General features: G+C 57.5%; 10 protein-coding genes. 1 reads left to right on the top strand and 9 read right to left on the bottom strand.

Annotated elements, in window-relative coordinates; translation table 11 throughout:
- Positions 1-34: 34 nt before the first annotated feature.
- The 8 genes from ruvB to trpS form a co-directional block, all read right to left on the bottom strand.
- Positions 35-1075 carry a Holliday junction branch migration DNA helicase RuvB gene (gene ruvB / locus RX717_RS08530; RefSeq protein WP_054325856.1) on the bottom strand — a complete coding sequence of 347 codons (1041 nt, stop codon included), beginning with the start codon at positions 1073-1075 and terminating at the stop codon, positions 35-37.
- 12 nt (positions 1076-1087) lie between these two features.
- Positions 1088-1696 carry a Holliday junction branch migration protein RuvA gene (ruvA, locus tag RX717_RS08535; RefSeq protein WP_107630421.1) on the bottom strand — a complete coding sequence of 203 codons (609 nt, stop codon included), beginning with the start codon at positions 1694-1696 and terminating at the stop codon, positions 1088-1090.
- A complete protein-coding gene (gene ruvC, locus RX717_RS08540; RefSeq protein WP_107630420.1) occupies positions 1696-2187 on the bottom strand; it encodes a crossover junction endodeoxyribonuclease RuvC in 492 nt (163 codons plus the stop codon). The genes ruvA and ruvC overlap by 1 nt, the downstream gene beginning before the upstream one ends.
- A 105-nt stretch (positions 2188-2292) precedes the next feature.
- A complete protein-coding gene (locus RX717_RS08545; RefSeq protein ID WP_147573657.1) occupies positions 2293-3546 on the bottom strand; it encodes a methionine gamma-lyase family protein in 1254 nt (417 codons plus the stop codon).
- A gap of 2 nt (positions 3547-3548) precedes the next feature.
- On the bottom strand, positions 3549-4322 hold the full coding sequence (locus RX717_RS08550) for a hypothetical protein (protein WP_159068005.1): 774 nt from the start codon (positions 4320-4322) through the stop codon (positions 3549-3551).
- Entirely contained in the window at positions 4319-5467 is a 1149-nt protein-coding gene (gene wecB, locus RX717_RS08555) for a non-hydrolyzing UDP-N-acetylglucosamine 2-epimerase (RefSeq protein ID WP_107630417.1), read from the bottom strand. Before wecB ends, RX717_RS08550 begins: the two co-directional genes overlap by 4 nt.
- On the bottom strand, positions 5454-6587 hold the full coding sequence (locus RX717_RS08560) for an MraY family glycosyltransferase (RefSeq protein ID WP_107630416.1): 1134 nt from the start codon (positions 6585-6587) through the stop codon (positions 5454-5456). Before RX717_RS08560 ends, wecB begins: the two co-directional genes overlap by 14 nt.
- 26 nt (positions 6588-6613) lie before the next feature.
- Positions 6614-7624 (bottom strand): tryptophan--tRNA ligase, encoded by a 1011-nt coding sequence (gene trpS / locus RX717_RS08565; RefSeq protein WP_107630415.1) that lies wholly within the window; start codon positions 7622-7624, stop codon positions 6614-6616.
- A gap of 186 nt (positions 7625-7810) precedes the next feature.
- Here trpS and glpK point away from each other — a divergent pair, with 186 nt between their 5' ends.
- Positions 7811-9301 carry a glycerol kinase GlpK gene (gene glpK / locus RX717_RS08570; RefSeq protein WP_107630414.1) on the top strand — a complete coding sequence of 497 codons (1491 nt, stop codon included), beginning with the start codon at positions 7811-7813 and terminating at the stop codon, positions 9299-9301.
- A 25-nt stretch (positions 9302-9326) separates the two neighbouring features.
- Here glpK and mltG read toward each other — a convergent pair whose 3' ends face one another.
- Complete coding sequence (gene mltG / locus RX717_RS08575) at positions 9327-11690, bottom strand: endolytic transglycosylase MltG (protein WP_316960202.1); 2364 nt, start codon at positions 11688-11690, stop codon at positions 9327-9329.
- Position 11691: the final 1 nt, after the last annotated feature.

Genomic DNA, 11691 nt, shown 5'->3' on the forward strand with positions numbered 1-11691 from the left:
CAAACACCTAACTTTCTTATTGATAACAGCGCCGTCACAGCATTTGCTGCCCGTCCGCCGGTTCCATATTCATGTGCCGGTAAGCCTGCATCGTTACACACCGCCCGCGCGGCGTGCGGCTGAGAAAGCCGATCTGCATCAGATACGGCTCGTATACATCCTCCAATGTAATGGCTTCTTCACCAATGGTCGCGGCCAGCGTTTCCAGTCCGACCGGACCGCCGCCGTAATTGAGCATGATGCTTTTGAGCATGCGCCGGTCAACCGCGTCCAGCCCCAACTCATCGATCTCCTGCGCGCGCAGCGCCATGTCCGCGCTGGCCTTGTCGATCGTGCCCGTGCCGCGCACCTGCGCGAAATCGCGCACACGGCGCAGCAGGCGGTTGGCAATACGCGGCGTGCCGCGGCTGCGGCGCGCGATTTCCAAAGCGCCCTCGTGCTCGCACGGCACATTCAGTATGCTTGCCGAGCGTTCCACGATATGACAAAGCTCCTCCGCGGAATAAAGTTCCAAACGGAGCATCACGCCGAATCGGTCACGCAGCGGGCTGGTCATCTGTCCGGCGCGCGTCGTCGCCCCGATCAGGGTGAAACGCGGCAGGTCGAGCCGGATTGAACGCGCGGAAGGCCCCTTGCCAATAATGATATCGAGCGCGTAGTCCTCCATCGCCGGGTAGAGGATCTCTTCGACCGCACGGTCTAAACGGTGGATCTCATCGATAAACAAAATATCATTTTCCGAAAGGTTTGTCAATAAAGCCGCCAAATCTCCTGCTTTTTCGATCGCAGGACCGCTGGTGACGCGGATATTGACCCCCATCTCATTTGCAATAATGCCGGCCAGCGTGGTTTTTCCCAAGCCCGGCGGGCCGTACAGCAGGGTATGGTCCAGCGCCTCTCCCCGCTGCTTTGCAGCTTCGATGTAAACACCGAGGTTTTCCTTTACCTTTGCCTGGCCGACATAATCCGCCATGGATTTCGGCCGCAGGGAATTTTCGGTTTCATCCTCCGCCAACTGCCTGGTGGAAATAATGCGTTCATCGTCGGCCATGCCGCCGGAAAATTCAATGCTCAAAGCGACACCCCTTTACTGTTTGACCAGCTTTTTCAGGCATTGGCGGATGATCTCCTCCGCTTCCATCTGCGCGGCGTCCATCCCCTCCATCGCCTGAAGCGCTTCCGCTTGGCTGTACCCAAGCACCATGAGCGCCGCAACAGCCTCCTGCGTATGGTTGACCCCGCCGGACGCCGCGGCCATGGCAACAGGCGATACGCTGGACGCAGTCTCCAACTGTTCCTTGCTCATCTTGTCCCGCAGCTCCAAAACAATGCGCTGCGCGATTTTTTTGCCGATGCCTGGCGCCTGCATCAGCATTTTTTCATCCCCTGTGATGATGGACAGCGCAAGCCGGTCCGGCGGCGCGACCGACAGAATGGAAAGAGCGGCTTTCGGCCCCACGCCGGATACGCCGATCATCATTTCGAAGCAGGACTGCTCCTCCTCGTCAATAAACCCGTATAATTCAAAAATATCCTCGCGGACATTCAGATATGTCAACAAACGCGCGCGGGCGCCGATTTTCAGCTTGCCGATCGTGTTCTGCGAAGCGTGACATGCATATCCCACACCGCCGCAGTCGATCACGGCAAGCCCTTGCTTGAGCAGCGCGACCGTACCCTCTACATAATAAAACATCAAATACCCTCATACCGTATTGCATTTCTGGAATGGCCGTGGCAGATCGCAAGCGCGAGCGCATCCGCCGCGTCATCCGGCCGCGGAAGCTTTGTCAGATGCAGGATGCTTTTCGTCATTTCCATCATCTGCTTTTTTTCTGCGTTGCCATAGCCGACCACCGCCATTTTGACCTGGTTCGGCGTATACGAAACCGGATGCAGGCCTTTTTGGGCGAGCGCAAGCAGGATCACGCCTCTTGCCTGCGCGACCTGGATGCCGGTCGTAATGTTTTTGGAGAAAAACAGCTCTTCAATCGCAACCTCGTCCGGATGAAACGTATCGACCAACGTGCTGATATCCTCATAAATCTCACACAGACGCAGATGCATCGGCATGCCGGCCTTTGTTGTTGCCGCGCCGTACTGCACGGGCGTGAACTTGAAGTTTTCAAACCGCACGACCCCATAGCCGATCGTACCGTAGCCAGGGTCGATACCAAGAATCGTCATAGCTGCAAACCTCTGCCCTCTCAACCCAAATATTGTACCACGAAACCGCTTTTCGCGCAACCATACCCGTGAAAAAAGAGCGGTCCCGCCGCTCTTCCTCCACTTTCACGATTTGGCATTGCTGATACGCTCAGCCGCGAGCAAAATACCGGCTTTGCCTGAAGCGTAGGTCAGGCCGCCCTGTAAATAGCACACATACGGCTCCCGCATCGGAGCATCCGCCGACAATTCAATGGAAGCGCCCTGCACGAAAGCGCCCGCCGCCATGATGACCGGATCGTCATAGCCCGGCATGGCCCACGGCTCCGGTGTCACAAAGGAATCGACCGGCGCGCCCGCCTGAATCCCTTCGCAGAACCGGCGCAGCGGCTCCGGCGCGCCGAACGCAATCGTCTGGATGATGTCATACCGCGTCTCTTCCGCTTTCGGGCTGACCTCGTATCCCATCAGCTCCATGACCTTGGCGCAGAAAATGGCCGTTTTCAGCGCTTGCGCCGTGATATGCGGCGCCATGAACAGCCCCTGATACAGCAAACGGTTCTGTCCTATGGTGCAGCCGCACTCCCCGCCGATACCGGGCGCGGTCAGCTTATAGGAGGCATTCTCCACCAGATCCGAGCGGCCTGCGATGTAACCGCCGGTGGGCGCAAGACCCCCGCCCGGGTTTTTAATCAGCGAACCCGCAATCAGATCCGCGCCAACCTGGGTCGGCTCAGTCTCCTCCACAAATTCGCCGTAGCAGTTATCCACCATAATCGCGGCTTCGGAGCCTGCGGCACGCACCGTCCGGCAGATTTCTCCGATCTCCTCGCAGGACAGCGTTTTACGTACGGCATAGCCGCGGCTGCGCTGGATGAACACTAGTTTGACCGCTTGGTCTCGCACGGCTGCGGCAATCGCTGGCAGATCGGGCGCGCCGTCCTTGAGGTCCACCTGCTTGTAACCGATACCATAGTGCTTCATGCTGCCACAGTAATCCCCGGTGATTGTGTTTTGCAGCGTGTCATACGCCGGACCGGTGACTGAAAGCACCGTGTCCCCTGTTTTGACTGCGGAAAACATCGCGCAGGAAAGCGCGTGCGTGCCGTTGACAAAGCCGATGCGCACCAGCGCGGCCTCCGTCCCGAAGATATCGGCATAAATGCGGTCCAGGGTGTCACGCCCGTGATCGTCATATCCATAGCCGGTCGTGCCGGCAAAAAGGTTATCCGACACGCGGTTTTTCGTAAACGCCGCCAGCACCTTTTCCGTATTCCGGTCGCAGATCTCTTCGATACGAGAAAAGCACGGCATGATTTCGCGCTCAGCCTGACGGCCGAGCGCGCGTATTTCTTCCGATATTGGTAAATATTCAGACATTTTCAGTGATTCTCTCCCAACGCCGAGCGCCCATCCGGCAAATCAAAAACCTGGTCCTCCGGCGCTTCGGTTTTCAGTTCGCTGACCGTCACCTGACGGACCAGCGTATCGCCGCTGTAAAACGACGCTGCTTTCAGCAGGCCGGAGGCTGCTGATATGTAATATACACAGCGGTAGCCTCCCTGCTCAAATTCCACACGGATACACGGCTCATAGTCCATGTCCTGCCGCCCCACGTCCAAAAGCCGCACCTCTTCCCCCAATACGTCCTCGTAGGTGGGCAGCATGGCAGCCGCGTCGTCCGTAAAATCGCCCCAGTTTCCCTCATAAGCGCTGGAAGCACCGTTCTCCCAGGCATAAACCGTATCGCCCCTGCGCAGCAGGGTACTTTCCACGCTCCCCGACGCCTGCAGGGTATCAGTCCGCACCACGCCATCCTTGACATATTGGCGGCAGGACAGCGTGGACGAACCGCCCGCATAGTACAGCGTATTTTGTATGCTGCAGCTATAGGCGGTCGGACGTACCAAGGACGCAACGACCTTTTGCGCATTCACAGGGCCGATCTCGATATCCGCGACGCTCTGCGCAGTCAGCATCTGGCTTCCCGAGCTGACGACCGGCGCGTTTTGCGTACCATCGGACAACACGATGCCGGTATCCCGTTCATGCAGCAGGCCGGAAGCAAACAGATATGCCAGCGCCAGCAGAGCGACAAATACGCCGGCGCCAATGGCCGCAATCAGAGGGGCGGACAGCTTTTTCTTCATTTTCACGGTGTAAACGGCGCGGGGCCGCCTTCCCGCAGGCCGAAATAATGCTCAATCGCCTGTACGATGCGTTCAGAGGTCTGGCCGTCGCCATATGGGTTGACCGCATGCGCCATTGCTCCATAAGCCTGCGCGTCGTCCAGCAGCTCGCGCGCCAGACGGACGATGTTCTCCTGCTCCACCCCAGCCAGCTTGACTGTGCCGGCCTCGATAGCCTCGGGCCGCTCGGTTTCGCGGCGCAGCACCAGCACCGGCTTGCCAAGACTGGGGGCCTCTTCCTGCAGGCCTCCGGAATCCGTCATAATTAGATAGCAGCGTGCCATCAGGTTGTGCATCTCATCCACCGCGAGCGGATGGATCAGATGGACGCGGTCGTTCCCACCCAGAAACTTCTCCGCCGTTTCACGCACATACGGACTGAGGTGAACCGGATACACGAAATGCACATCCGGATAGGCCTCCGACAGCGCGGCGATCGCGCGACAGATATTTTCCATCGGCTCGCCATAATTCTCCCGCCGGTGCGCGGTGACCAGCACCACGCGGTTATTCTGAAAATCAAGCGTTTTCAGCTGCTCGTCGCGGAAAGCAAAATCCGGCCGGACCGTCATGTGGATCGCATCGACGACGGTATTGCCGACCACCGAAACCCCATCCGTGATGCTTTCGCGCGCCAGATTATCCCGATTGCGCGGGGTCGGCGCAAAATGCAGCGTCGCGATCTGGCCGGTCAGCTTGCGGTTCATCTCCTCCGGGAACGGAGAGTACTTGTCATAGGTGCGCAGGCCGGCCTCTACATGCCCGACCGGTATTTTATGATAAAACGCGGCAAGCGCGCCTGCGAACGTCGTCGAGGTGTCTCCATGCACCAGCACCATATCGGGCTGCGCCTGCTCGAGTACATCATCCAACCCATGCAGGCTTTTCTCTGTAATCAGTGCCAGCGTCTGCCGCGGCTGCATGATGTTAAGGTCATAATCCGGCTTGATCTGAAAAATATCCAGCACCTGATCCAGCATCTCGCGGTGCTGCGCGGTGACGCAGACGATCGGCTCGGTATGGGCATTCTTTTTCAGTGCATGCACCAGCGGCGCCATTTTGATCGCCTCCGGTCGCGTGCCGAACACAGTCATCACTTTAATTTTGTTCATTGTCTGTTTTCTCCTTTTGTGCGTCCCCATCATCCCTATCTTCTGCCTCTGGGGTTCCATCGTGCGGATGCCTGCCCCAGTGTTCCGCGCCGTAGATGACGCATGCGCCGACGATAATTGCGACCAATACCGCCAGCAGCAGGATAATGGCCTTTACTTCCCCCGACGAGGTCAATACGACCGCTGTCAGGCCAAGGGTCGCGCTGATCGCGTACAGGATCGCGACCGCCTGCTTCTGGTTAAAGCCCATATCGATCAGCTTGTGATGGACATGGCCGCGGTCCGGACTCATCGGGCTGCGCCCCGCCGCCACGCGGCGGATGATCGCATTGGCCGTGTCAAAAATCGGCAGTCCCAGTATCAGGAACGGAACAGCGAACGAAATGACCGCATAAAATTTGAACAGGCCCATGATGGATACCGTTGCCAGCATATAACCAAGGAAGGTCGAGCCAGTATCCCCCATAAATATCTTTGCGGGGTTCAGGTTATACGGCATAAAGCCGACGCATGCGCCTGCGAGCGCCGCCATTGTGACAGCGATCATCATGTTCTCCGTCAGCAACGCGACCGCTAGCATGGTGATCGCAGCGATGGATGAAACGCCGACCGCCAGTCCGTCCAGGCCGTCGATCAGGTTCACGGCGTTGGTAATGCCTACAATCCAGAGGATCGTCACCGGAATTGCAAAAATCCCCAAGTGGAAGTACGCTTCGTCGGAAAACGGGTTCAAATTGGTGAACAGCTTGATCTGCAGATCCCCTACGCATACAGGTATCGCCGCCGCGACAATCTGCACAACGAATTTGAGCTTTGCGCCAAGCGCCAGGACATCGTCAAAAATGCCCAGCGAAACAATGATGATCGCTCCCAGCAGTACGCACAGCATGGTTTTGTCCAGTTGTCCGAAAATCAGAATCGAGCAGAGGAAGCCGCCGAAAATGGCCAACCCGCCCAGCCGCGGTATGGGTTCCTTGTGCATGCGGCGGTTATCCTTGGGAACGTCGATCGCGCCGACCTTGTGCGCGAACTTTTTGACCGGCGGCGTAAAGAAATACGACAGCACGCCCGCCGCGGCAAACGCGGCGACAACCATACCGATCACGATATATTCAGGCATTTTTTGTTCCTCTCAAAAGCAGATGTTCAGCGCTTGACAAACCCCAGCTTCCGGTAAACCTTGTCCAGCGTTTTCCGCGCCAGGTAGGACGCTTTCTGCGCGCCCTCGGTATATACCTGCTGCAGGTAATCCTTGTTGCGCAGCAGATCCTCCGTCTTTTCGCGGATTGGGCGCAGCAGCTCGACGACCACCTCGCCCACCGCCGGCTTGAACTCCCCATAGCCCTTGCCCGCAAATTCCGCTTCCGCCTCGGCAACCGTCTTGCCAGTCGCAAGCGCGTAAATCTGCAGCAGGTTGGAAATGCCGGGCTTGCCCTGCGGGTCCATGACGATGCGGGCGTCCGAATCGGTCACCGCGCGCTTGAACTTGCGCATGATCACATCCGGCTGATCCATCAGCAGAATATACCCGTTTTCATTTTCATCCGACTTGCTCATTTTCTTTTCCGGATCGGACAGGCTCATGATCTTCGCGCCCTCGCCCGCCTTCGGATAGCGTCCCTCCGGAATCGTGAAAGTATCCGGAAAAACCCCGTTAAAGCGGTTTGCAATATCGCGGCAGATCTCGATATGCTGACTCTGGTCCACGCCGACCGGCACAATATTGGTCTGGTACAGCAGGATGTCCGCCGCCATCAAAACCGGATAGGTAAACAGGCCGACATTCACATTATCCGAATGCTTGGCGGACTTATCTTTGAACTGCGTCATGCGGGAAGCCTCTCCAAACATGGTAAAGCAGTTGAGCACCCAAGCCAGCTCAGCGTGCGCCGGCACATGGCTCTGGATAAACAGGACGCTCTTTTCCGGATCAAGGCCACAGGCGATATACTGCGCAAGCACCTCCAACGTCTGGCGCCGCAGCGCTGCCGGATCCTGACGCACCGTGATCGCATGCATGTCAACCACGCAGTAGATGCAGTTATAATCCTCCTGCAGCAGCGGAAAGTTGCGGATCGCGCCCAGGTAATTGCCCAGCGTCAGTTTGCCGGACGGCTGGACACCAGAAAAAATGGTTTGCTTCTGATTTTCGCTCATATAGAAAACTTCCCTTACAAATTAGAATTTACTTTGTGACAGGTTTGTGCTAAAAGGCTATACTCGATTGTAATAATATCATATTTTGCCCACTTTTGCAATGTGTTTTCGCGCATTTGCGGAATATTGACAGCAGCAGGGGCCGCGGGGTATGATAATAGCAGGAAAAAGAGAGGCGGCGATCCAATGGCAAACTATGTATTGGCACTCGATCAGGGGACAACCAGCTCGCGCGCAATTTTATTCGACAACGAACAAAACATCCTTTCCATCCGGCAGCACGAACTGTCACAGCACTATCCCCGCGAGGGCTGGGTCGAGGAGGACCCCATGGAAATCTGGTCAACGCAATACGCCGCTATGCTGGAGGCTCTCGCTGCGGCAGACGTTTCTCCCGCTGATGTTGCCGCGATCGGCATCACCAATCAGCGCGAAACAACGATCCTGTGGGACAAGGCCACCGGCCGTCCTGTCTATAACGCAATTGTATGGCAGTGCCGGCGTACCGCCGATATTGTGGACAGCCTCGTGCGGCAGGGGCTGACCGATCACATACGCAATACAACCGGACTCGTGCTGGACGCTTATTTTTCCGGAACAAAAATCAAGTGGATTCTGGACCATGTCGAAGGCGCGCGGGAAAAAGCCGCGCGCGGCGAGATTCTGTTCGGCACGGTGGATTCCTGGCTGGTATGGAAGCTGACCGGCGGGAAAGCGCATATCACTGACATGACCAACGCCGCCCGCACCATGATCTTTGATATCCATAAGCTGGACTGGGACGACACCCTGCTCCGCGCACTCGACATCCCGCGCGCCATGCTGCCGCGCGTGTGCTCCTCCAGCGAAATTTACGGCTATGTCTCCCTTCCCGGCGGCGACGTGCCGATCGCCGGCATTGCAGGCGACCAGCAGGCTGCGCTGTTTGGCCAGACCTGCTTTGACGCGGGGGATGCGAAAAACACTTACGGGACAGGCTGCTTTCTGCTGATGAATACAGGGGAACAGGTTTGCGAAAGCAAAAACGGCCTGCTAACCACAATCGGCATCCATATTGCGGGAAAAACCCAGTATGCTCTGGAGGGCAGCGTATTTATCGGCGGCGCGGTGATCCAATGGCTGCGCGATGAAATGCGCTTTTTCTCCGAAAGCCGCGATGCGGAATACTACGCCAAGAAGGTGCCGGATACCGGCGGCGTATACCTTGTTCCCGCGTTCACCGGCCTCGGCGCGCCGCATTGGGACATGTACGCGCGTGGCTGCCTGATCGGCCTGACGCGCGGCACCAGCCGTGAGCATATTATCCGCGCCGCGCAGGAATCCATCGCTTATCAGGTTAACGACCTGCTTGACGCAATGGCGCGCGATACCGGCGTCCCTCTCGCCTCCCTTTCTGTTGACGGCGGCGCGAGCAGGGACAGTTTCCTGATGCAGTTCCAGGCGGATATCTCGAACTGTACCATCCGGCGGCCGGTCATCCGTGAAACGACCGCGCTCGGCGCATGCTATCTGGCTGGGCTTGCTACCGGTGTTTGGAAAGACCGGCAGGAACTGAAACGGCTCTGGCGCTGTGACACGCTGTATGCCCCCCATATGGAGACGCAGGAGCGCGTCCGGTTGCTGGACGGCTGGAATAAAGCGGTGAGCCGGAGTCTGGACTGGGCGCCGCACAACTGAATCGAGACAAACGAAAAGGAACGGCCTAATTCGGCCGTTCCTTTTTCTTTCTGAGAATCGCGTATTCACTCACTGGGAATGGGAACGCAAACTGCACTTTCATCTGTGGGACATTGAAAAGCGCCAGCGCTTCCCCCTCTTCATTTACCGCGTTTTCCGCGCGGAACACATGCGGTTCCCTGCCGGGCTGCAGCAGCTCCAGCTCCTCCCCTCGGAAAAAGCGGTTTTTCAGCGCAAACACCGCCTGTCCGTCCGCACCGCAGCAGACTGGCATCCCTACGACCTCGTAATCGCGGATATACTGGCTATCGCCATAATGCTGGCCGTTCTCCCCGCTTCCGAAGTAAAAGCCGGTGTAATATTCCCGATGGCTTACTTTATTGACCTCCTCCGTGCAGAACTCCGGCAGCACGAATGTCTCCGGAGAGGCGCGGTACGCGTCGATCGCCGCGCGGTAAGCCCCGGTCACGCAGGCGGCGTAGTAAGCCGTTTTGTTGCGTCCCTCGATCTTAAATGAATCCACCCCCGCGCGGATCAGCTCTGGAATATGCCCGATCATGCACATATCCTTGGAGTTATACAGATAGGTGCCGCGCGCGTCCTCCTCGACCGGAAAATATTCCCCCGGCCGTTTTTCCTCCATCAGCGCGTAATTCCACCGGCACGGCTGCGCGCACGCGCCGCGGTTGGCGTCCCGCCCTGTCATATATTGCGAAATCAGGCAGCGTCCCGAATAGGATATACACATCGCGCCATGGACAAACGCTTCGATTTCCAGCGTTTTAGGGGTCTTTTCCCGTATTTCCGCGATCTCGTCCAAGGAAAGCTCACGCGCCAGCACAATCCGCTCTGCCCCAAGATCCGCCCAGAAATTCGCCGCCTCATGGTTCAGGATGCTGGTCTGGGTGCTGATATGCAGCGGCACATGAGGCGCGTATTTCCGTGCCAGCCGAAGCACGCCCACGTCCGCCACGATCAGCGCGTCCGCTCCCGCATCCTCCAACAGCTCCAGATAGGATGGAAGGGCGAGCAGGTCGCGGTTGGAGGGCATGATATTAACCGTTACATAGCACTTGACGTGCCTCCCATGCGCATAAGCGATGCCGGAACGAAGCGCTTCTTCGTCAAAATTGGCGGCAGCGGCCCGCATGCCGAATTGCTGTCCGGCGCAATACACGGCGTCCGCTCCATACGCAATGGCAAAGCGCAGCTTTTCCATATCCCCTGCCGGCGCGAGCAGCTCCGGCCGCTTATTCACCGCTTCCCTCCGCGCTGGCGGCCGCAGCCTGCGCCGCGTTGGAGGCGGCGATATTCGCCTCATGCTCCGCATAGCTGTTGGCAAACAGATGGCTGCCATCCGGCATGGCGACATAGTAGAAATAGTTATGCTGCTCGGGATGGCTTGCCGCGTACAGCGAAGCGTAGCCGGGATTGCAGATCGGTCCGGGGGTAAGCCCTGCTTGGTATACAGGTTATATGGCGTATCGGACTGCAGATCCTCCTCGCTCAGCTTTCCGCTCGTCCGTCCCAAGCCATACAGCACCGAGGCGTCCACCTGCAGGTAGGGGAACGAATCCGGATTGTTCAGACGGTTATAAATAACACCCGCGATCGTCGCGCGCTCCCCGTCCTGCTGCGCCTCGCGTTCGATCAGGGACGCAACCGTTACGATATCGTGCATCGACATGCCAAGGTTCTCGGCCCCTGCCTGGATCTCATCGTCATACTTTTCATCAAAGTTGTTGAGCATCTTGTTGAGACTGGAAACGACCGTGGAGTTCCCCTTGTATATCTCATAGGTGTCGGGGAATAGATACCCCTCCAGCCAGCCCTGCTTCGCCGGCTTTTCCTCCTGTAAAAACTCATGCTTGAACTCGTAATCGTTGAGCGCTTCGTCGATCGCTTCCTCCGTGCAGACGTGCTCATCAAGCAACAGCTGCTTGATCTGCATGGTCGAATAGCCTTCCGGCACGGTTATCTGGATCGTCTCCGTGCTGGTGGAATTTGCCAGCGTGTCGATGATCTGCCCGTAATCCATATTGGGATTGAGCGCGTAGGCGCCGGCCAAAACGCTCTCGTTATCCCCTTTCAGACGGACATACAGCTTGAAAATCGTGCCGTAATTAATCACGCCCTCATCGTCAAGCTGTTTGGCAAGGGAGAGAACGTCCGTATTCTCCGCAACGGTTATTTCTTTTACCGCGTCGTCCTTGACAAACGCAAACACGTCGTTTGCAACAAAAATCGCCACCAGCGACAGGACGATCGAAATGCCCAGCACGGCGATTACATACACAACCGTGCCCGCACACCCGCTGTTCTTGCGCCGCCTGCTCCGGCGGCGCGTTTGCTGTACCGGTTGGGTTTGCTGATTCTCCATGTTTTCCATG

The sequence above is a fragment of the Intestinibacillus sp. NTUH-41-i26 genome (assembly GCF_032769475.1).
GTDB lineage: Bacteria > Bacillota > Clostridia > Oscillospirales > Butyricicoccaceae > Agathobaculum > Agathobaculum ammoniilyticum.